General features: G+C 61.5%; 20 protein-coding genes. 9 read left to right on the top strand and 11 right to left on the bottom strand.

The genetic code is table 11. The features are described from left to right. Window positions 1-12: 12 nt before the first annotated feature. Entirely contained in the window at window positions 13-717 is a 705-nt protein-coding gene (locus ACUXV1_RS18245; protein WP_446016133.1) for a phosphoadenylyl-sulfate reductase, read from the bottom strand. A 112-nt stretch (window positions 718-829) separates the two neighbouring features. On the opposite strand from ACUXV1_RS18245, the gene cysB reads away from it, so the two are divergent. Beyond that, a complete protein-coding gene (cysB, locus tag ACUXV1_RS18240) occupies window positions 830-1,774 on the top strand; it encodes an HTH-type transcriptional regulator CysB (RefSeq protein ID WP_081555603.1) in 945 nt (314 codons plus the stop codon). 67 nt (window positions 1,775-1,841) lie between these two features. Here the strand turns inward: cysB and fabG are convergent, their stop codons facing one another. Both fabG and ACUXV1_RS18230 read right to left on the bottom strand, forming a co-directional pair. Next, entirely contained in the window at window positions 1,842-2,582 is a 741-nt protein-coding gene (gene fabG / locus ACUXV1_RS18235; protein ID WP_043638508.1) for a 3-oxoacyl-ACP reductase FabG, read from the bottom strand. Between the two features lie 253 nt (window positions 2,583-2,835). Then, complete coding sequence (locus ACUXV1_RS18230) at window positions 2,836-4,467, bottom strand: ABC-F family ATPase (RefSeq protein ID WP_039755612.1); 1,632 nt, start codon at window positions 4,465-4,467, stop codon at window positions 2,836-2,838. A gap of 175 nt (window positions 4,468-4,642) precedes the next feature. On the opposite strand from ACUXV1_RS18230, the gene dapA reads away from it, so the two are divergent. Beyond that, entirely contained in the window at window positions 4,643-5,518 is an 876-nt protein-coding gene (dapA, locus tag ACUXV1_RS18225) for a 4-hydroxy-tetrahydrodipicolinate synthase (protein WP_081555602.1), read from the top strand. Window positions 5,519-5,549: 31 nt separating this feature from the next. Further along, window positions 5,550-6,677 (top strand): outer membrane protein assembly factor BamC, encoded by a 1,128-nt coding sequence (bamC, locus tag ACUXV1_RS18220; RefSeq protein ID WP_043638514.1) that lies wholly within the window; start codon window positions 5,550-5,552, stop codon window positions 6,675-6,677. A gap of 699 nt (window positions 6,678-7,376) precedes the next feature. Here the strand turns inward: bamC and ACUXV1_RS18215 are convergent. Beyond that, window positions 7,377-8,510 (bottom strand): ribosomal protein uL16 3-hydroxylase, encoded by a 1,134-nt coding sequence (locus ACUXV1_RS18215; RefSeq protein ID WP_081547290.1) that lies wholly within the window; start codon window positions 8,508-8,510, stop codon window positions 7,377-7,379. Window positions 8,511-8,649: 139 nt separating this feature from the next. Between ACUXV1_RS18215 and ACUXV1_RS18210 the strand changes: the two genes are divergently transcribed. After that, window positions 8,650-9,129 (top strand): FKBP-type peptidyl-prolyl cis-trans isomerase, encoded by a 480-nt coding sequence (locus ACUXV1_RS18210; RefSeq protein WP_081547288.1) that lies wholly within the window; start codon window positions 8,650-8,652, stop codon window positions 9,127-9,129. Between the two features lie 264 nt (window positions 9,130-9,393). Here the strand turns inward: ACUXV1_RS18210 and ACUXV1_RS18205 are convergent, their stop codons facing one another. From ACUXV1_RS18205 to ACUXV1_RS18180, 6 genes are all read right to left on the bottom strand, one after another. After that, window positions 9,394-10,149, bottom strand: a complete 756-nt coding sequence (locus tag ACUXV1_RS18205; RefSeq protein WP_446016132.1) for a phosphatase PAP2 family protein — start codon at window positions 10,147-10,149, stop codon at window positions 9,394-9,396. Then, window positions 10,149-10,967 (bottom strand): peptide chain release factor N(5)-glutamine methyltransferase, encoded by an 819-nt coding sequence (gene prmC, locus ACUXV1_RS18200; protein ID WP_446016144.1) that lies wholly within the window; start codon window positions 10,965-10,967, stop codon window positions 10,149-10,151. The genes ACUXV1_RS18205 and prmC overlap by 1 nt, the downstream gene beginning before the upstream one ends. Window positions 10,968-10,975: 8 nt before the next feature. Further along, a complete protein-coding gene (mgtE, locus tag ACUXV1_RS18195) occupies window positions 10,976-12,415 on the bottom strand; it encodes a magnesium transporter (protein WP_203389316.1) in 1,440 nt (479 codons plus the stop codon). A 201-nt stretch (window positions 12,416-12,616) separates the two neighbouring features. Continuing rightward, window positions 12,617-13,300 carry a monofunctional biosynthetic peptidoglycan transglycosylase gene (mtgA, locus tag ACUXV1_RS18190; protein WP_446016143.1) on the bottom strand — a complete coding sequence of 228 codons (684 nt, stop codon included), beginning with the start codon at window positions 13,298-13,300 and terminating at the stop codon, window positions 12,617-12,619. Between the two features lie 117 nt (window positions 13,301-13,417). Beyond that, entirely contained in the window at window positions 13,418-14,239 is an 822-nt protein-coding gene (aroE, locus tag ACUXV1_RS18185) for a shikimate dehydrogenase (protein WP_043638522.1), read from the bottom strand. A gap of 192 nt (window positions 14,240-14,431) precedes the next feature. Next, the gene (locus ACUXV1_RS18180) at window positions 14,432-14,884 is read right to left on the bottom strand and encodes a rhodanese-like domain-containing protein (RefSeq protein WP_081555597.1); all 453 of its coding nucleotides are present in this window, start codon (window positions 14,882-14,884) and stop codon (window positions 14,432-14,434) included. A gap of 374 nt (window positions 14,885-15,258) precedes the next feature. On the opposite strand from ACUXV1_RS18180, the gene glnA reads away from it, so the two are divergent. The 5 genes from glnA (at window position 15,259) to ACUXV1_RS18155 (ending at window position 20,885) form a co-directional block, all read left to right on the top strand. Beyond that, on the top strand, window positions 15,259-16,677 hold the full coding sequence (gene glnA, locus ACUXV1_RS18175; RefSeq protein WP_043591002.1) for a glutamate--ammonia ligase: 1,419 nt from the start codon (window positions 15,259-15,261) through the stop codon (window positions 16,675-16,677). A 110-nt stretch (window positions 16,678-16,787) separates the two neighbouring features. Beyond that, complete coding sequence (locus tag ACUXV1_RS18170; RefSeq protein ID WP_081555443.1) at window positions 16,788-17,270, top strand: DUF4124 domain-containing protein; 483 nt, start codon at window positions 16,788-16,790, stop codon at window positions 17,268-17,270. 122 nt (window positions 17,271-17,392) lie between these two features. Beyond that, a complete protein-coding gene (glnL, locus tag ACUXV1_RS18165; RefSeq protein WP_194427819.1) occupies window positions 17,393-18,445 on the top strand; it encodes a nitrogen regulation protein NR(II) in 1,053 nt (350 codons plus the stop codon). A 212-nt stretch (window positions 18,446-18,657) separates the two neighbouring features. Then, window positions 18,658-20,115, top strand: coding sequence for a nitrogen regulation protein NR(I) (gene ntrC / locus ACUXV1_RS18160; protein ID WP_446016131.1), 1,458 nt, complete (start codon window positions 18,658-18,660; stop codon window positions 20,113-20,115). A gap of 29 nt (window positions 20,116-20,144) precedes the next feature. Then, window positions 20,145-20,885, top strand: coding sequence for a substrate-binding periplasmic protein (locus ACUXV1_RS18155; protein ID WP_081555441.1), 741 nt, complete (start codon window positions 20,145-20,147; stop codon window positions 20,883-20,885). A gap of 141 nt (window positions 20,886-21,026) precedes the next feature. Here the strand turns inward: ACUXV1_RS18155 and ACUXV1_RS18150 are convergent, their stop codons facing one another. Further along, entirely contained in the window at window positions 21,027-21,953 is a 927-nt protein-coding gene (locus ACUXV1_RS18150; protein ID WP_043638542.1) for a LysR family transcriptional regulator, read from the bottom strand. Window position 21,954: the final 1 nt, after the last annotated feature.

The following is a 21,954-nucleotide window of genomic DNA, read 5'->3' as shown; positions in this document are numbered from 1 at the left end:
TTTCAGACGGCGCTATGCCGGACGTTTCAACGGGCTGGCCTTGACGTGCAGGCCGCACTCCTTGGAATCGGGGTTTTCCCACCACCAGCGTCCAGCTCGGACGTCCTCGCCCACCGAAATGGCCCGGGTACAGGGCGCGCAGCCGATAGAAGGATAATGGCGGTCATGCAGGGCGTTGTAGGGCACTTCGTGCGCGCGCAGGTAGTCCCAGACATCACGCTCGCTCCAGTCCAGCAGCGGGCTGTATTTTTGCAGGCCGTTGTCGGCGTCGTATTCGCTGACCTGCAGGTCCTGACGCGTCGGCGACTGTTCGCGCCGCAACCCCGTGATCCAGGCGGATCGCCCGGCCAGCGCGCGCCGCAGCGGCTCCAGCTTGCGTACCTGGCAACAGGACTTGCGCGCGTCCACGCTGCGGTAAAAGCCGTTGATGCCATGGAGACCGACGTATTGCTCCACCGCGGCGGCCTGAGGGAAATACACGGCGACTGGGTGGCTGGGGTAGCGCTCTTCCACCCGTTGCATCAGATCGTAGGTTTCCGCCGGCAGGCGGCCGGTGTCCAGGCTAAAGGCCGCTATGCCCAGCTCCAGACGGGCGATCAGATCGGTCAGCACCATGTCCTCCGCGCCGTAGCTGTTGGCCAGCACGGCGTCCGGATGCGCGGCGGCGATCGTCCTGAGGCAGGCGACGGTGGCGTCCAGTTTTGCTTCCAGGCTCATCAGAGACTCCAGGCAGGAAATTTCATGACAATCCTACCCAAGCCGCTTATAAACCGAAAAGAATATTGTGTTAGTATTTAATTACTACAGGTTTTATAGAGGATGGCGTCGCATGAAGCTGCAACAACTGCGTTACTTGGTGGAGGTGGCCAAGCAAGGGCTGAACGTCTCGGAAGCCGCGGAAAAACTGCACACCTCGCAGCCGGGCATTTCCAAGCAGATCCGGCTGCTGGAGGATGAACTGGGCATCCAGGTCTTCATCCGCAACGGCAAGCGGGTGGTTTCAGTGTCCGAGCCGGGCAAAGAGGTGCTGCGCATCTCGGAGCGCATTCTGCGCGAAGCGCAGAATCTGAAACGGGTGGGCGACGAATTCTCCAAAGAGGCGGAAGGCGCGCTGACCATCGCCACCACGCACACCCAAGCACGCTACGCGCTGCCGCCGGCCATCGCCGAATTCGTTCGACGTTACCCCAAAGTGAGGCTGTCGATCAAGCAGGGGAGCCCCACCCAGATCTGCGAAATGGTGGTGTCCGGCGAAGCCGACCTCGCCATCGCCACCGAAGGCATCGCTTTGTACAAAGAATTGGCGATGCTGCCCTGCTATGAATGGAACCGTTCCATCGTGGTGCAGGAAGGACACGAGCTGACGGAGTTGGATCGCCCGCTGACGCTGGCGGACATCGCCCGCTACCCCATCGTCACCTACGACTTCGCCTTCGCCGGCCGCTCCAAGATCAACAAAGCTTTCGCCGACCAGGGGCTGGCGCCCAACGTGGTGCTGACCGCGATCGACACCGACGTGATCAAGACCTATGTCGGCCTGGGACTGGGCATAGGCATCATCGCCAGCATGGCTTACGAGCCGGAGCGCGACGTCAATCTGCAATTGTTGGACGCCGGCCATCTGTTCGAACCGTCCACGACCAAGATCGGCATCCGCAAGGACGCCTATCTGCGCGGCTTCGCCTACACCTTTATCGAGCTGTTCGCGCCGCATTTGCACCGACGCGAAGTCGAAGCCGCTCTGCTGGCCCGGGACCCGGACAGCGAAGATTGAAGCCTCCGTGGCCCGACAAAGCAAAACGCCCCGACATCGGGGCGTTTTCACGTGCGGGCGCGAAGAATCAGAGCGTCAGGCCGCCAGTCACTTCGATGGCCGCGCCGTTGATGTAGCTGGCTTCGTCGGACGCCAGGAAGGCGTAGACGTTGGCGATCTCGGTCGGATCGGCCATGCGCCGCATCGGCACTTTGTCCTCCATCGCCTGAATCACCTTCTCCGGCATCGATTGCAGGATGGGGGTGGCAACGAAGCCCGGGCACACCGCGTTGGCGCGAATGCCTTTTTTGCCCAATTCCTTGGCCCAGGTTTTGACGAAGCCAATAACGCCGAACTTGGACGCAGCGTAGTTGGTCTGGCCGAAGTTGCCGTAGACGCCCACCACCGAGGACGCGTTCAGAATCACGCCGCCGCCCTGCTCCACCATGGTGTCGATCACCGCGCGGGCACAGTTGTAAACGCCTTTCAGATTGATGTCGATCACCTTGTCGAACTGGTCTTCGGTCATCTTCATCAGTTGAGCGTCCATGACGATGCCGGCGTTGTTGACCAGAACGTCGATGCGGCCGCGGCGGTTTTTCAGATCGGCAACCATGTCCGCGATCTGACCCTTATTCGTCACATCCACCTTGTAGCCGATGGCTTCGCCGCCGGCCTGCTGCAACTCCTCTACCACCGCGTTAACAGCGTCCAGATTGAGGTCGCAAACGGCGACGACCGCGCCTTCTTTAACGAATTTCTCGGCTGTCGCCTTGCCGATGCCGCTGGCGGCGCCGGTGATGATGGAGACTTTACCTTTCAAGCGCATGGATTTTCCTTACTGACTTTGTAGATGACAGGCAATCCGCCCAGAGGCCGGACTCACAACTCAACCATCGACCACCTATGGCCAAATACCTGTTTTTATTGGTTATTTTTTAAAGCAAAAAGAAAAGCGGAAGTTTGTGCGCCGCAGCCATTGCAGTGCACAAGACGCACTGCAATATAGCGCACTCACTCCCGCCGGTAAAGCAACTGCTCTACAGGTCAGTTACCGAGTGTAACCGACCATAAGCAGCACCTTACTCCAGGCCTTTGCTGGCCAAGTAGTCTTCGTAGTTGCCGGTGTAGTAGTCGTACCCGCCCTTGCCGTCCAGCTCCAACACATGCGTCGCCAGCGAGCTGACGAACTGACGGTCGTGGGAGACAAAGATCAAGGTGCCCTTGTACTTCTCCAGCGCCATATTCAGGGATTCGATCGACTCCATGTCCATATGGTTGGTCGGCTCATCCATAATCATCACATTCGGCTTTTGCAGGATCAGCTTGCCGTACAGCATGCGGCCCTTCTCGCCGCCGGACAGCACGCGAACCGGCTTGCCCACCTCGTCGCCGCCAAACAACAGACGGCCCAGCGTGCCGCGGATCACCTGCTCGTCGTCGCCTTCCTGGCCCCATTCGCGCATCCATTCCGTCAGCGTCATGTCGCTGTCGAAATCGGCCTCGTGGTCCTGGGCGAAATAGCCCACCTGGGCTTTCTCCGCCCATTTGATCGAGCCGTGGTCAGCGCTCAGGCCTTCGGCGAACTGCGCGTCAAAGGCGCCGGCCAGCAATTTAACCAGCGAGGTCTTGCCCGCGCCGTTAGGGCCGATAATGGCCAAGCGGGCCCCTGCCTCCAGGATCAGGCTCAAATCCTTGAACAGGACTTTGGTATCGTAAGCCTTATTGAGGTGATCCACCTCCACCGCCTGACGGTGCAGTTTGAACTTGTCGTCCATTTCAAAACGAATGAACGGGTTTTGACGGCTGGACGGCTTCACTTCCACCATTTCGGACTTCAGCTTGTCCACCTGCTTCAGTCGGCTGGTCGCCTGGCGCGCCTTGGACTTGTTGGCAGAGAAGCGGGCCACGAACTCTTGTAGTTCCTGGATACGCTCCTTGGCCTTGCTGTTGGACGACAACTGGCGTTCGCGCGCCTGGGCCGACGCGATCATGTAGTCGTCGTAATTGCCCGGGTAGATGCGAATGGTGTTGTAGTCCAAATCCGCCATGTGGGTGCACACCGAATTCAGGAAGTGACGGTCGTGCGAAATGATGATCATGGTGGAGTTGCGCTCGTTGAGCACGTTTTCCAACCAGCGGATGGTGTTGATGTCCAGGTTGTTGGTGGGTTCGTCCAGCAACAGGATGTCCGGATTGGAGAACAGAGCCTGAGCCAGCAAAACACGCAATTTCCAGCCCGGCGCTACTTCGCTCATCGGGCCGGCGTGCTGTTCCACCGGAATGCCCACGCCCATCAGCAGTTCGCCGGCGCGCGCCTCGGCGGTGTAGCCGTCGTATTCGGCGAACTTGGCTTCCAGTTCGGCCGCGTGCATGTAATCGTCTTCGCTGGCTTCCGGGTTGGCATAGATGGCGTCGCGTTCGCTCATCGCCGCCCACATTTCGGAATGCCCCATCATCACCACGTCGATGACGCGCTGATCTTCATAGGCGAACTGATCCTGGCGCAGCTTACCCAGGCGCAGGCCGTTCTCAATGGCCACCTCGCCGCTGGTCTGCTCCAGGTCGCCACCCAGAATCTTCATAAAAGTGGATTTGCCGGAACCGTTGGCGCCGATCAGGCCGTAACGGTTGCCTTCGCCAAATTTGACGGAAACCTTTTCGAACAAAGGTTTGACGCCAAACTGCATGGTAATATTGCTTGTGGTAATCACGCTTAGGGATCCTTCAGCCAAATAGCCGTAAGTATCGGAAAAACGTGGGATTCTAGCACAGTGCAGGCGTTTTCCCGAACCGTCCGTCAAGGAAACGCCGCCTACCTTTTGCCAGCTTCTCGAATTCCGCTACAATCGTAAGCCTTGTTTTCTATTCCCTGAGATAGGCTGAACTATGCTTACCGGCAGCTTGGTCGCCCTGGTCACCCCGATGTCCGCAGACGGCTCGGTCGACTACGAGGCACTGCGACGACTCGTCGATTTCCATATTGAGAATGGCACCGACGGCATTGTCGCGGTTGGCACCACTGGCGAATCCGCCACATTGAACGTGACCGAGCACATCGCCGTGGTCAAGGCGGTTGTGGAATACGCCGCCGGCCGCGTCAAAGTCGTCGCCGGCGCCGGCGGCAACTCCACGGCCGAAGCGATCGAACTGAGCCACTTGTCTCAGGAGGTTGGCGCCGATTACGTGTTGTCGGTCGTGCCTTATTACAACAAGCCCACTCAGGAAGGTCTTTACCAGCATTTCAAAGCGATCGCCGATGCCAGCAAGCTGCCGGTCATCCTTTATAACGTGCCCGGCCGCACCGTTGCCGACATGAGCAACGACACCGCGCTGCGCCTGGCCGCCCACCCCAACATCGTCGGCCTGAAAGACGCCACCGGCGACATCGGCCGCGCCTGTGATCTGGTCATGCGCGTTCCGGACGGCTTCACCCTCTACTCCGGGGACGACGCCACCGGCATGGCTTTCATGCTGTGCGGCGGCCATGGCGTGATCTCGGTCACCGCCAATATCGCGCCCAAATTGATGAGCGAGCTTTGCAAAGCCGCCACCGGCGGCAACGCCAAGCTGGCTCGCGAAATCAACGACAAGCTGCAAGGCCTGCACAAGCAGCTGTTTATCGAACCCAACCCGATTCCGGCCAAGTGGGCGCTGGCGCGGATGAACCGGATTCCCTCCGGCATACGCCTGCCGCTGACCCCGCTCTCCATCGACGCGCAAGCCTCCGTGGAAGCGGCGATGAAACAAGCCGACATCCTTTAATCCTTCCTCTGCCGAAACGATGGGAGACCGCATGAAACGAACCGCGCCCGCCGCGATTCTGCTGGCAACCGGCATTATCGCCGGTTGCAGCTCGCAACAGCCGCTGACCAAGAAGCTGGACTACCAGTCCGACAAGCCTAAAACCGTCAACACTCTGGAAGTGCCGCCCGACCTGACCGCGCCGCAAATCCAGAACAAGTACACCATCCCCGGCGCAGCCAGCGCCGCAGCCCAAGGCGCCAAAGTCGACTCTCCGGCCCAACAGCCGGCGGCCGGCAGCTCGGTTGCGCTGAACCAGCTGGACAACGTCAAGATGGAGCGCGCCGGCACCCAACGCTGGCTGGTGGTATCCGGCAAGAGCCCGGAACAGCTGTGGCCGGCATTGAAGGCCTTCTGGCAAGACAACGGCTTCGTCATCAAGAGCGAAGACCCGGCCGTAGGCGTCATGGAAACGGACTGGGCGGAAAACCGCGCCAAGCTGCCCAACGACGGCCTGCGCAAACTGCTGGAAACCGTCGGTCTCGGCAGCGTCTACTCCACCGGCGAGCGCGACAAATTCCGCATTCGTCTGGAAAAGACCGCCAACGGCACCGAAGTCTACTTCTCCCACCGCGGCATGGAAGAAGTCTATGCCGACACAACCAAGACCAACACCATCTGGCAGCCCCGCGCCACCGACCCAGGCCTGGAAGCCGAGTTGCTGGGCCGCTTCATGATGAATCTGGGCATGGCCGAGGACAAAGCTCGCGAACAGGTCAAGCAGACGCTGAGCGCGCCGACCAAGCCGCAAACGCCCATCGTCGACGGCCAGTTGGTGCTCAGCGACGAGTTCGACCGCGCCTGGCGCCGCGTCGGCTTGGCGCTGGATCGCGTCGGCCTGGTGGTCAGCGACCGAGACCGCTCCCAAGGCGTTTACTTCGTCAAACCGGCCAAGAGCGAAACCGATAAGAACGAATCCGGCGGCTTCTGGTCCAGCCTCGCCTTCTGGAAGAGCAACGACGGCAAGTCCGCCAAGCCCACCGAGCAGGAATACCGCGTGCAAATCAAGGAAACCGCGCCCGGCTCCAGCACGGTGTCCATTCAGGACAAGCAGGGCAAGCCTCTGTCCGACGCGTTCAGCAAGGCCGCGCTGTCGAAATTGCAAACCGAGCTGCAATAAGACGCGAAATCAGCGCGTGCCTTAAAAAAGAAAAGCCCGCTATCGCGGGCTTTTCTTTGCACCTTGATTATCAAACTGCCGATCAGTTAATCCGGCCATAGACAATCAGGCAAAAATGTAACACTTTGTAGCGAACAGACAATTGTGTTGTTTTCATGTTGCAACACCCCTTGTTCCATTTGCTACAGATACAAAAAAACCGGCCATAGCCGGTTTTTTTGTCGCAGGCCAAGAATTACTTGGCAGCGGAAGCCTCAGCAGCCGGAGCGGAAGCAGCAGCCGGAGCGGAAGCTTCAGCAGCCGGAGCGGATGCCGGAGCGGCAGCCGGAGCGGATGCTTCAACAGCAGGAGCGGAAGCTTCAGCCGGAGCTTCAGCTTTCTTACCGCAAGCGGACAGGGCTACAGCCAGCAGGGCAGCAACGAGGAGCGACTGTTTCATTTTTTCATTACCTTTGAGGATAAGTTGAACAAGACGTCAGTTATCGCACGGTCTTCGAAATAAGCCGGGCGACTGAAAATCCATCAGTGCGCAAATTGTATCACGAAAAAAAAGGCTGTATAGGGGGCAAAATTCCAAAAAAACACCTTTGCCCATAATCCTCTTCCGCAAAGCAGCATAGCCACAAAAACGGGCGTTTACCCCTGTCGTTGAGGCCAGAATTTGTCGATATCACTTGCGCATCCGAACAATTTCTGTGGTTATTTTGCTACATTCGTCGCCAAATGCCAATAGCCTGCCAGATATCCCTCATACAAACATTCCTGCATGCCGGGCCCAAGCGCCGCGCCTGCAATGCGTCTGGCATTGGCGAAGGCGCGCCAGGCCTCGAAATCCCCCTCTTCCACCTCCAGTTTCTCGCCATTGCAATAGAAACTGTCGCCGCAGAACAGAATCTGACTCTTGCGATCCAGCTCCAATCCATGCTCGGCCGCTTCGATCTCGAATTCGTCTTCGTCCAACTCCTCTTCCGGCGCCTCGTAAAAGACATGCGCCTTGGGTTCGGTCAGATAGTGGCCCAGAAAGTCGCCCACCGCGGCCTTGTCCCAGCGAATCTGCTCCAGCAGCCGGCTAACCTGCTCCACCATCTCATCGCCTATTCGCGCCGGATCTTGCTGCAACGTGAGGTCGGGGTCGGCGTACACGCCTTCCACGCAGAGGCGGTCTTGCAAATGCACCAGGAATTGTGTCGCCAGTTCCTGCGCCGGCGGGGCGCGAAAACCGATCGAATAAGTCATGCCGGGATCCAACGCCACGCCGTGATGCGCGCACTTTGGCGGCAGATAGAGCATGTCGCCGTGCTCCAGCACGAACTCCTGCTCGCAGCGGAAATCCTTCAGCACCCGGATCGGCGCGTCTTCGATGAAGTCGTCGTCGTGCTGGGTGGATATCTGCCAGCGCTTGCGCCCGCCCACTTGCAGCAGAAACACATCGTAGGCGTCGAAATGCGGGCCCACCGTGCCGCCCGGCGGCGCGTAGCTGATCATCAAATCGTCCAGCCGCGCGTAAGGAATGAAATTGAAACGCCACAGCAGCTCGTCGATGTGCGGCAGGTGCTGGTTGACGCCCTGCACCAACAAGGTCCAGTCCGTCTCCGGCAGGCGGCGGAAGCGCGCCGGGCGGAACGGACCGCGCTCTAGGCTCCAGCGTCCGTCGCGACATTCAATCAAGCGCGATTCAGCGTCTTCGCGGGTCGCCAGCTGAGACAGCACCGAAAAATCCGCCAGCGGCCCCACTTCGGTCAGGGCGCCGCGGATCAGCAAAGGCTTCTTGTGCCAGTACTCGGCAAGGAACTGTTCGGGCGACATCCCGCCCAGCAAAGTTGTTGTGTTCATGGCAGTTTCACGGGCTGAAACGCCCGGCAATGGTTTACAATAAGGGATGCGCGCAATGGCGGCGCATCTGAAAATCGTTTTCGATGGCCGGCTTGCGCCGCCATCTGCTTTATTGACCTTCCTTCACGGATCCGCACTCATGCAAATCTCCAAAAACACCGTCGTTACCCTCCACTACGAGATGTTCGACGCTGACAACAACCTCCTCGACAAAACCGAAGAGCCGATCAGCTATCTGCATGGCGGCTACGACGGCATCTTCCCGCTGGTGGAAGAAGCTTTGGAAGGCAAGGCCGTTGGCGACTCCATCGACGTCAAGATGACGCCGGACGACGCTTTCGGCGACCCGGAAGAAGAACTGATCCGCCTGGAAGATCTGGACGTGTTCCCGGCTGACGTCGAAGTCGGCATGATGTTCGAAGCTGACGATCCGGAAACCGGCGACGTGCTGCTGTTCCGCGTCACCGACATCGCCGACGGCAAGGCCGTTGTCGACGCCAACCACCCGCTGGCCGGCCAAAGCATCCGCTTCGCCGCCAAGGTTGTGGAAATCCGCGCAGCCAGCGCCGATGAAGTCAGCCACGGCCACGCCCACGGCGAGCACGGCCACCACCATTGATCAGGCAGCCAGCCAAGCCGGCATTGTAATGCTTTTGCCGGTTCGCCGGCCTGATTTCGACAAAGGCGGCCCGATGGGCCGCCTTTGTCATGCCTGCGCGCGGAATCCGCCGCGCCATCTCTAAAGGGCCTGCTCAAAGTCTCGCGAGCCAGGGCGAGACAAGGCGAAAACGGCTGAGAAAGCGGAATGTACGCGTGGTACATGAGCATTTCGAAGCCGTTTTCAACGCCGTATCGCCGACGCGCAGCAGATCGTAAGCAGGCACTAACGAGCGAGCCACCAGCGCCGGCAACCAGCGACAAGCACCAGCGAGCACACCGCCAGCCTCAAGCCGTACTCCTCATGGCTGCCGGGCTTGTACAACAACCACAACAACTGCAGCGCCAGAGCAGGCAGCATCAACGATTGCAGCCGCGCGCTCAAACCCGCAGGCCACCCTTGAGGCCAGGCCCAGCGGCAGGCGCCAAACATAGCGGCCCACCCCAGCAAGGCGCCCACCGTCACATCCAGCGGCCAATGCACGCCGGTAGCCAGCCGAGCGCACATCACCAAGACCACGCCGACGCTCAGCCACAAGCCCTGTCGCACCATGCCTGAATAGTAAAGAAAGCTCGCCAGCGTGGCGGAGGCCATTGCATGGCCGGAGGGAAAAGAACCGTTGCCGGGCAAGTCGTCCAGCAATTGCACCGCGCCAGGAGGCAGCACCAACGGCGGCCGCGGCACGGCGAAGCCCGCTTTGAGCACAATGGCCAGAAACACGCCGGCGCCGCAGCCGAACAATAAAGCCGGCAGCTTGTCCGGCCGTCGCCAGCTCAGGGCCAGCAGCAGGGCCAGCACCGTAGGCCAATCGCCCAACACATTGAGCAGCCGCCAGCAGACGGCGGGCACGATGCGCGCCCCCTGATGCACGGCAAGAAAAACCTCCCGGTTCAAGTCCGGCGACAACAGCAAGGACAGAATCAAAGGCGACAACAACAACGCCGGCCACAGCCGGCGTAAACAGGACAACTTAAACCACATCAGTCAGCTTTCATCGTTGCAAGGGTGATTCGATCCAGACCCGCCAGATCGACAATGGTTTCCACTTGCAGCAAACCCGCGTCGGAGAAAAGCCGACGCACTGCCTCGCCTTGATCGTAGCCATGCTCGACGATCAAGCAACCGCCCGGAGCCAGCCGCCTCGGCGCGCCTGCGGCGATGGCGCGCAGACAGGCCAGACCGTCGGCTTCGTCGGTCAACGCCATCCGCGGCTCGAAACGCACGTCCCCCAGCCCCAAATGCTCGTCGTCGCGCCGGATGTAAGGCGGATTGGAGACAATGAGATCAAAGACCGCGTCCGCCGGCAGCGCTTGATACCAACTGCCCTGATAAAAATCGACGCGCGCGCCCAGACGCTCGGCGTTGCCGCGGGCGACGACCAGCGCCTCGGGCGACAGATCGACAGCGCTCACCCGCCAAGCCGGCGCTTCCAGCGCCAAAGTCGCGGCGATAGCCCCGCTGCCGGTGCCCAGGTCCACCACGCGGGCGGCGCCTCGGCCGGTCCGCTCCAACGCAGCCTCGATCAGATGCTCGGTTTCCGGCCGGGGAATCAGCACCTGCGGCCCCACGGCGAAATCGCGGCCGTAAAACTCGCGCCTGCCAATCAGATAGGCCACTGGCTCTCCCGCTGCCCGCCGGGCCGCCAACGCGCGGAAACACGCGTCTTGTTCCGCGCTCAGCGCCTGCTCCGGATAAGCGGCGATGCGGGCGTGGGTCAGCTCCGGCGCCGCCTGCTGCAACAGCATGCGCGCTTCCAGACGGGGCAAGGGGTATAGGCGCAAGGCCTCGGCTATCGTCAACATGGTCGTCACAACAGGAACAGGGTGGCCAAACCCAGGAAGATGAAAAACCCGCCGGAATCGGTGCAGGCGGTGATCAGCACGCTGGAACCCAGCGCCGGGTCACGCCCGGAACGTTGCATCAGGCAGGGAATCAGCACCCCCATGGTGGCGGCCAGCATCAGGTTGAGCAACATCGCGCCCAGCATGACCAGGCCCAGCGAGAAACTGCCGTACAACAACCAGGCCACGCTGCCTATCACCCCGCCCCACAACACGCCGTTGATCATGCTGACGCCAAGCTCCTTGCGCCACAAGCGCCAAGCCTGGCTCAGCTGCATCTGCCCCATGGCCAGCGCGCGCACGATCATGGTGATGGTCTGGTTGCCGGAGTTGCCGCCGATGCCGGCAACGATGGGCATCAAGGCGGCCAAGGCCACCAATTGGGAAATGGAGTGCTCGAACACGCCGATCACGCGCGAAGCGACGAAGGCGGTGCATAGATTGATCGCCAGCCAGGCCCAGCGGTTCTTCACCGAGTCGATCACCGGCGCGAACAGGTCTTCTTCCTCTTTCAAACCGGCCAGGTTCAGCACTTCACTGTCGGACTCTTCGCGGATCACGTCCACCATCTCGTCCACGGTCAGCCGGCCAATCAACTTACCGGCCTCGTCCACCACCGGCGCGGTAATCAAGTCGTAGCGCTCGAAGGCCAGCGCAGCGTCGGCAGCGTCTTCGTCCGGACTGAAGCTGACCAGTTCGGTGGCCATCACTTCGGCCACCAGCGCGTCGGGGTCGGACACCAGCAGTTTACGGATGGAGAGCACGCCCTTGAGCAGGCCCAAATCGTCGATCACGAAAATTTTGTCGGTATGCGCCGGCAACTCGTCGAAACGGCGCAGATAGCGAAGCACGACTTCGCAACTGACGTCGGCGCGGATCTTGACTAGGTCAAAGTCCATCAGCGCGCCGACCTTGTCCTCGTCGTAGGACAGCGCCGATTGCAGTTGGGCGCGCTCCTCCTCGTCCAGCCCGCCCATCACTTCGTACACCACTTGGCGCGGCATGTCCGGCGCCAGCTCGGCCAGCTCGTCCGCGTCCAGCTGTTCGGCGGCGTTCACTAGCTCGCCGTACTCCATCACTTCGATCAGCGATTCCCTGACCGCGTCGGATACTTCCAACAGGATGGCGCCGTCGCGCGCGCCTTCCACCTGGTCCCAAACCAGCAAGCGGTCTTCCAGCGGCAAGGCTTCCAGAATATGGGCGACATCGGCCGGGTGCAGCTGCTCCAACTTGAGGCGCAGCGCCTCCAGATTGTAATGCGGGGCCAGCGGGTCCGTCGGCGGCTCGGACGCCTCCTGGCGGGATACAAGATCTTCCAACTGCCGCTGGCGCTCGATCAGGCGCTGCACCAGGGCCAGGCTTTCTTGCAGACGATCGGCGGATTGTTGCTTGAAGGCAACCGTCATGCACGTCTCCTTCCGCCCAGATGGCGCGCGCGGCGCGGGCGGTCTGAGGCGGGCATTATTCTCTAACGGTAAATCGGGATTGGATTACGGGATAACTGGGTAAGTCCATTGCGTAGCCGCCATGCCTCGCGCACGGCGCACTCAAAGAAAGTCGCAATTGTAACATGCGCCCTGCGCCGCTCCAATCCGCCCCACAGACGCTCAAGGCAGTTCCACATAGCCCATCCGCCGCTGGATGATACGGGTTTTACGCGCCAGGCCCGGCGCGCTGCGGTGGGTGTCATAGTAGCGCGGGTTGGGCACCATCGCCGCCAGCTTGGCCGCCTGAGCCGAGGACAGCCGGGCCGCGCTGGAATGGTAGTAGTAGCGCGACGCCGCCTCCGCGCCGAACACGCCGTTGCCCCATTCGATCACATTCAGATAGATCTCGAAGATGCGCCGCTTGTCCAGCACGGTTTCCAGCATCACCGTAATCAAGGCCTCCTCCACCTTCCGCCACGGGGTCTTGCTGCTGGACAGGAATAGATTCTTGGCCAGTTGCTGACTGATGGTGGAGCCGCCAGCGACGATCTTGCCCTTCTTCATGTTTTTTTCGAACGCGGCCTCAATGCCATCCCAGTCGAATCCCTCGTGATCGACGAACTTGGCGTCCTCGGATGCGATCAGCGCGCGCTTGAGATTGGGGGATATCTGCTCGTAACTCACCCATTTGTGGCGCAGTTCCGCCTCGGGATCGTCCTCCTGCAGCTTGGCCAGCTGTTCGTTCATGAAGGAACTGGCCGATGGATTGTGGCCGCGCCAATAAACAATGTGGCCAAAGATCCACAGGTTATACAGCAGAAAGGCGGCCATCAGGGCCGCCAACACTTTCAGGAAGAGACGCATCATCTGACTCGCAAAGCGAGCCCCCTCGCAGAGCAAGGGGGATTGGGATTCAAACCGCGGGAGGGGAATGCCAGCACAGCTCAAAATAGGTCCGGCCCGGCTAGACCCGGGCAGGCGTCAGGCCAGCACTTCCCGCAGCATATTGGTCACTTTGCGAGTGGCCGGCTCCACGCCGCGCCAAATGGAGAAGGATTCCGCCGCCTGCTCCACCAGCATGCCCAGGCCGTCGGCCAGCATGCCGGCGTTCTCTGCCTGAGCGCGCTGCAGGAAGGGAGTCAGGCCCTTGCTGTACACCATGTCGTAAGCCAGGGTGCGCGCAGTAAACAAACCGTAGGGAATGGGGGGCAATTCATTGCTGAGACTGGTCGAGGTAGCGTTGATCACGATGTCGAAGCTGCGGCCCTTCAATTGCTCGTAGCCGATCGCCTCCACCTTGCCCCAGGGCGCAAAGTGGTGCGCCAGCGCCTCCGCCTTGATCAGGGTGCGGTTGGCGATGGTCAAAGAGGCGGGCTTTTGCTCCAGAATGGGTTCCAGCACGCCGCGCACCGCGCCGCCAGCGCCTAGAATCAGCACCTTGGCGCCGGCGATCGGGTAGTCCAGATTATCGACGATGTCGCGCACAAGGCCCACGCCGTCGGTATTGTCGCCGTAGATCTTGCCGTCGCGGAAACACAAGGTGTTGACCGCTTCCGCCGCGCGGGCGCGCTCGGTCAGCTCGTTGGCGAAACGGTAAGCGTCCCCCTTGAACGGCAGCGTAATGTTGAGGCCCTTGCCGCCGGCGGCGACGAACTCGGCCACCACGTCGTTGAAACGCCCCAGTTCCGCGAACAATTTGTCGTAAGCGATATCCTGGCCGGTGGCCGCCGCGAATTCGTTATGGATGAACGGTGACTGGCTGTGCGAAACAGGATTGCCGATAACGGCGTAACGGTCGGTCATGAGTCAGTTTTCCAAGATTGGGTATGTTTTTGGTATCGGATTAGAGAGTGGCTAACAAAACCCTCGCGCCGCGTCGCGCTTGGCTTTGTTGGCGGCTCTCGCCGCGTCCGCGCCGACGTAGCGGCGGCGCTATGACACTTTGCCGTGGAATACGCCAAACATCAACCACGACATCGCCGCGCAGCCCCCGGTTCAGCCTTGTTGCCAGGGCAGCCCGCGCGCTTTCCAGCCCCCCACGGTGTTGCGGTGGCCTGCGGCGTCCTTGTCGCCTTCAAAACCCTCCAACACGTTGTAGGCCTCGGTGTAGCCGGCGGCGGCTGCCATGCGCGCCACCTCGTCGGAGCGCACGCCGGATCGGCACATCAGCATCAGCACGCCCTCCTTGGGCAACATGCTTTGCAATTGCTCGAGGAAACGCGGATTGGGCTGCATGCCGGGAAAGCTGCGCCACTCCAGCCGCTGGGCATAGGGCACCACGCCGACGAACTGCCATTCCGCCGCACTGCGCACATCCAGCAGCACCGCTTCCGGCATGGCTTGTTTCAACTGATGCGCCTCCTGCGGCGTCAAGGCACCGCGATAGGGCAAGCCCTGCTCTTCCCCTCGGCGCTGAGCCTGCTGCAATAGCTGCGTCATCTGATCCATGCATGCTCTCCTCGCGGCCGGGCCGCCTTGTTTAGCCGCTCCCCCTGATGCTGCGCCGACTGGCCTTGGCATCTTAGAACCTGTTCAGCGCAGCAGCCATTGAACCGACTCTCAGCGGGGTTTTGTGAGCCGCTCTTATTACCTTATATACGGATTATCCATATCGACGAAGACGGCCGCAACGCCGTCAACGCCCTATTTTGGTGCATCAGCCAGGCCCAGGCACCACCCTGGTTCATTCAACTTCGCTAGCGCCCGGTTTTGGGCTATGACACAATGGAATCTCAGCGATTTCAAAGCTGGCACGCTTAATGCTTAAGCGCTAGCCATCCACTCATTCGCACATGATGCATGTAGCCTTTCAGGAGAAAACCATGGCGGTTGCAGACGTAGTCAAGCTGATTACCGAAAATGATGTCAAGTTCATCGACCTGCGCTTTACCGACACCCGCGGCAAAGAACAGCACGTGTCGATTCCGGCCCATGTCCTGCTGGACGATCCAGACGCATGGTTCGAACACGGCCACGCTTTCGACGGCTCCTCGATCGCAGGCTGGAAAGGCATCCAGGCATCCGACATGCTGCTGATGGCCGACCCGGCCACCGCGCGCATCGACCCGTTCTACGACGAACCCACCGTCTTCATGCACTGCGATGTGATCGACCCGGCCGACGGCAAGGGCTACGACCGCGACCCGCGCTCCATCGCCAAGCGCGCCGAAGCCTATCTGAAAGCCTCCGGACTGGGCGACACCGCCTACTTCGGCCCGGAACCGGAATTCTTCATCTTCGACAGCGTGACCTGGGGCACCGACATGTCCGGCTGCTTCGTCAAGATCAAGGCGGAAGAAGCCGCCTGGGCCTCCGCCGAGGAGTTCGAGGGCGGCAATATGGGCCACCGCCCCGGCATTAAGGGCGGTTACTTCCCGGTGCCGCCGGTGGACTCCTCCCAAGACATCCGTTCCGCCATGGTGCTGCTGCTGGAAGAGCTGGGCATCCCGGTGGAAGTGCACCACCACGAAGTGGCCACTGCCGGCCAGAACGAGATCGGCACCAAGTTCAGCACGCTCACCCAGCGCGCGGATTGGACCCAGATTCTGAAATACGTGGTGCACAACGTGGCTCACAGCTACGGCAAAACCGCCACCTTCATGCCCAAGCCCATCGTCGGCGACAACGGCTCCGGCATGCATGTTCACCAGTCCATCTGGAAGGACGGCAAGAACCTGTTCGCAGGCGACGGCTACGCCGGCCTGTCCGAAACCGCGCTTTACTACATCGGCGGCATCATCAAGCACGCCAAGGCGTTGAACGCGATCACCAACCCGGGCACCAACTCCTACAAACGCCTGGTGCCGCACTACGAAGCGCCGGTGAAGCTGGCCTATTCCGCCAAGAACCGCTCCGCCTCCATCCGCATCCCGCACGTGGCCAGCCCCAAGGGCCGTCGTATCGAGGCGCGCTTCCCGGACCCATTGGCCAACCCCTACCTGTGCTTCTCCGCGCTGCTGATGGCCGGCCTGGACGGCATCCAGAACAAGATCCACCCGGGCGACGCCGCGGACAAGAACCTGTACGATCTGCCGCCGGAAGAAGATAAGCTGATCCCGACCGTGTGCGCCAGCCTGGACGAGGCCCTGGCCGCTCTGGACAAAGACCGCGAATTCCTGACCCGCGGCGGCGTGTTCTCCAATGACTGGATCGACGCCTACATCGAGCTGAAAATGCAGGAAGTCAACCTGACCCGCATGACCACCCATCCGGTGGAATTCGCGATGTATTACTCGCTGTAAAACGGCGCGACTAAAAACGGCAGCCCCTGGGCTGCCGTTTTCATATATGACTTGTCCCGCGGATTTGCATATCATTGCAGTGCTTAAACCCGGAACTCGACACGCCGCCCATGAAAACTCTATCGCTTTGTCTGATGCTGTTGCTGAGCGCCTCTGCTCAAGCCACTGTTTACAAGTACGTGGACAAAGACGGCAACGTCACTTTCACCAATGTGCCGATTCGCGGCGCGCAGGCAATCCGGCTCAATCCGCTCTCTTCCTATCCTAGCCAACACAAGAAAAACAATGCCCCCGGCAACAGCAGCGGCGGAAACGGCGACGCCAAGCCCGCCGGCAACTACCCCAGCGTCGATCCCGGCACCCAGAAACAGCGGGACAACGGCCGCCGCAAGATCCTGGAACAGGAGCTGGCCAATGAGCAGAAGGCGTTGACCGAAGCGGAAAAAGCGCTGACCGACGGCAAAGCCACGCGCAACGGCGACGAAACCCGCAATTACCAAAAATATCTGAACCGGGTGCAGAAGCTGCAAGACGAAGTCACCGACCGCCAGAAAAACGTGGAAGCCTTGCGCCGCGAGTTGGGCCAGAACTAGTTTGACGCACCACATTGGTGCATACTGACGATGAATGGGCCATTCCCGGGCACGCGGGCATGGCCCGAATTTTGCTCAGCCTGCGCAAGCCCTTCGCCCCAGCCTACAGGACACACCGCACCATGCCGCCGACCAGCTTTGCCGGACTAGAACTGCTGGACACCCCCGTGCTGATCGTCGATCCCGACGGCGCGCTGCATTTCGTCAATCCCGCTTGCGAAAACCTGCTGGCGCTCGGCAGCCGCGAATTGCTGCGCCACAGCCTGTTCGATCTGTTCCAGCCCTGCCCGGCGCTGCGTCAGGCGCTGTCCACCGCGCTGCGCCACAACGCCAGCTTCATCGAACACGACTTGGAACTGGTCCCGCAGCACAGCGAGCAGCCGCTGCACATCGCGCTGTCGGTCGCACCGGTGGACGCGGACGGCGGGCTGGCGTTGATCGAGCTGCGGCCGCTGGATCAGCAGTTGAAGATCGCCAACGAAGAGCGCCTGCTGCTGCAACACCAGGCCAACCGCGAACTGATCCGCAACCTGGCCCATGAGATCAAAAACCCGCTGGGAGGCATTCGCGGCGCGGCGCAGTTGCTGGAGCACGAACTGCTGGACCGCCCGGAGCTGAAAGAATACACCGCGGTGATCAAGGAGGAGGCGCTGCGGCTGCAATCGTTGGTCGACCGCCTTCTGGCGCCGCACCGCAGCCATGTTCGCGGCGAGATCAATATCCACGAAGTGCTGGAGCGCGTGCGTAGCATCGCGCTGGCGGAATACCCGCAAGGCCTGCAAATCCGCCGCGACTACGACACCAGCCTGCCGCAGTTGGTGGCGGACAAGGAACAACTGATCCAGGTAGCGCTCAACATCGTCAAAAACGCGATTCAGGCGATGAAGGGCCGCGGCGAATTGATTCTGCGCACCCGAGTGGCGCGTCAGGTGACGCTGGCGCGCAAGCGCCACACCCTGGCATTGAAATTGCAGATCATCGATGACGGCCCCGGCATTCCCGACGAGATCAAGGACCATATTTTTTACCCGCTGGTCACCGGCCGCGCCGAAGGCACCGGCCTGGGCCTGACTCTGGCGCAGGCCTTCGTCCACCAGCACGGCGGCAATATCGAATTTGACTCACGGCCGGGGCAAACCTGTTTTACGGTCATGTTGCCCTTCGCCACCGACTGAGAAGCGGCTCAAAGTCCGCAGCGTTGCGCGAGACATCGCACGGCGAGCACACCTTCGAAAGGCTGATGAACCGCCTGTATATTCAGCTTTACCAGCTGTTCTCACCTTGTCTCGCTCGTGCTCGCGAGACTTGAACAGGTTCTGAGACGCATCGACAACAACACCTTGCGGCGGCCGGCGGGCGCTGGCGGCCACAGCATGAGGATTTCGTGATGAACCAAGCGGTATGGATTATTGACGACGACAAGGCAATACGCTGGGTGCTGGAAAAAGCGCTGGGACGCGCCGGCATCGGCTTCGACAGTTTCGCCAGCGCCGACGACGCGCTGAACGCGCTGTACGACCGCGCTCCGCAAGTCATTATTTCGGATATCCGCATGCCGGGCACCGACGGGCTGAAATTCCTCTCCAAAGTCAAATCAGAACACCCCGCGCTGCCCGTCATCATCATGACCGCGCATTCCGACCTGGATTCCGCGGTGGCGGCCTTCCAGGGCGGCGCCTTTGAATACCTGCCCAAGCCCTTCGACGTCGATCAGGCGGTGCTGCTGATCGAACGCGCGCTGGCGGAAAGCCGCCCGGACATCGCGGTCAGCGATCATCAGGAGGCGATGCCGGTGCTGCTGGGCCAGGCTCCGGCGATGCAGGACGTGTTCCGCGCCATCGGCCGGCTATCGCAGTCCAACGTCACCGTGCTAATCACCGGCGAATCCGGCACCGGCAAGGAGCGCGTGGCCGAGGCCCTGCACCGCCACTCTGTGCGCGCCGGCAAACCCTTCATCGCGCTCAATACCGCCGCCATCCCCAAGGACTTGCTGGAGTCGGAACTGTTCGGCCATGAGAAAGGCGCGTTCACCGGCGCGCAAGCCACCCGCCGCGGCCGCTTCGAGGAGGCCGAGGGCGGCACGCTGTTCCTGGACGAGATCGGCGACATGCCCACCGAGCTGCAAACCCGTTTGCTGCGCGTGCTGTCCGACGGCCACTTCTACCGCGTCGGCGGCCACACCCCGATCAAGGCCAACGTCCGCGTCATCGCCGCTACCCACCAAAACCTGGAACAGCGGGTGCGCGACGGCCAGTTCCGCGAAGACCTCTACCACCGCCTGAACGTGATCCGCCTGCGGCTGCCGCCGCTGCGCGAGCGGCGCGAAGACATCCCGCTGCTGGCCCGCCACTTCCTGGCCAAGAGCGCCACCCAGTTGGGCGTGGAGCCCAAGCGGCTCAGCGACGCCGCCATGGAGGTGGTCAAACACAGCCTGTTCTCCGGCAATGTGCGCGAGCTGGAGAATCTGTGTCAGTGGATTAGCGTGATGGCGCCCGGCCAAACCGTGGAAGCGGCCGACCTGCCCCAGGAGCTGCGCGATCCCTCCGCCGGCGCCCGCCATCCCGGCGGCGCCGAAACCGGGCAACTGGACTGGCCGCAATTGCTGGCGGAGGAAGTCAGCCGCCGTCTGCGCGCCGGCGAGGTCGGCATCATCGACGAACTGGCCCGCCGCTTCGAGATCAGTTGCATTCGCAGCGGCCTGGCCCACACCGGCGGCCGCAAAGTGGAAGCCGCTCACCTGCTGGGCTGGGGTCGCAACACGCTGACTCGCAAGATCCAGGAGTTGGGTTTGGAAGCTCACGCGGATGAAATCCATGACAAGGCCGATCTCGGGCTCATAAAATGAATCCATGATCATTCCGCAAGGGCCTGCCCATGTCCAAGTCCACGCTAGCGCTGCTCACCCTGCTGGCCGGCGGGTGGGTCCATGCGGCCCCACTCTTGCGCATCGTCGTCGGTAGCGCCGAACCCGCGCCCTTCATCCAGCATACCTCCACACAACTATCCGGCCCCGTGATCGACCTCACGCGGCAAGCGGCGGAACATTGCGGCCTGAACGCGCAGTTCCGACAACTGCCGGCGCGACGGCTGTTGCGCGGCCTGGCCCTGAACCAGGCCGACGCCGCCGCCATGCTGTCCTTCCAGACCGACCGCGCCAAACAGATGCTCTACCCAATGCGCGACGGGTCAGCGGACAGCCGGCTCAGGCTGACGGCCCTCTCCTACGTGCTCTACGTCCCGCAGGATTCAACGCTGCGTTGGGACGGCTACCGGCTGGATCTGCCCGAGGACGACAGCGTGGGGGTCAATCGAGGCTGGTCCGTTACACGCGTATTGACGGCTCGCCGGATCCCCACCGAGGCCGGCGCCGATCTGGAGGAGAATTTCGCCAAGCTGCAGGCTGGCCGCATCGCCGCCTTCGCCATGCACGAGCCCGGCGGCGACGCTTATCTGGCGCAACACCCGCAGCTGCGCATGAAAAAACTGCTGCCGCCGCTGAAAACCGAAAACAATTATCTGGTGTTCGCCAAGGCTTACGGCCAGGCGCATCCGGAACGCATGCGCTGCGTCTGGAGTCAATTGCCGTCGCTGCGCCGGCAACTGGACCTGCCCTAAGAACCTGTTTACGATCTCGCGAGCTAAGGCGAAAGCGGCTGAGTAGAACGGAATGGTCAAGTGGCACATGCGCATTTCGAAGACGCCGCTCATCGCGCAATCTCTCCGCCAACGCGCAGCAGATCGTAAACAGGCCCCAAGTCAAGCCGCGCCCAGCGGCGTCAGCCCTGGCAAGGTCGCGAAACTCTGCTCCCTCACCGTGGCCAGAAAATCCTGCATATAGGCCAGGCCGCCGTCGTCGCCGCGCACCGCGGCGTACAACTCGCTGCTTAAACCGCGTTCGCCTATTGGCCGCGCCACCACGTAGCCGCGCTCCAGATAGGGTTTGACCGCCCAATACGGCAAAGCCGCCACCCCGCGGCGGCTGGCCACCAGTTGGATGATGGCGATGGTCAGCTCGCTGCTGCGCCTCGCCGGGTTGACGCCCGCCGGGCGCAATACCTTGCGCACTAGGTCCAGCATTTCGTCCGGCACGGGGTAATGGATCAGCGTTTCTCCGGCAAAGTCCTCCGCCAGCCAGCAGCGCTTGTTCGCCAGCGGATGATCCCGCGCCACGATGCCCACCATTTCATAAGCGAACAGCGGCTGGTAATCGATGCCGGCCTGCGGCTCCGCCTCGGACACGATGGCCAGATCGGCGCGATGGCTCAGCAGCAGGCTAACCGGATCGGTGTGAAAGCCGGACACGATATCCAGCTCAACGCCCGGCCAATGCTGACGAAACGCGTCCATCGCTGGCATCAGCCAGTCAAAGCAGGTATGGCACTCCACCGCCACCCTCAGTTCGCCGACCTCCCCCTGCCGCAGACGCGCCAGGTCGCGCTCCGCCGCGGCCACCCTGGCGTTCAGATCATGCGCCAGCGCCAACAGCCTTTCCCCGGCGGCGGTGAAGCGCAGCGGCTGGGTCTTGCGCTCGAACAAGCTCATGCCGTAGCCCTGCTCCAACTGTTTGAGCTGGTGCGAAAGCGCGGACTGGGTCAGGAACAAGCGACTGGCGGCCAAGGACACGCTGCCGGTTTCGGCCAGCGCCAACAGGGTGCGCAGATGTCTAATCTCCAGAAAGCTCATT

It is taken from the genome of Chromobacterium sp. W521, from assembly GCF_052805975.1.
Note: the sequence above shows the minus strand (reverse complement) of the source record. Positions and strands in the feature narration are given on the sequence as shown.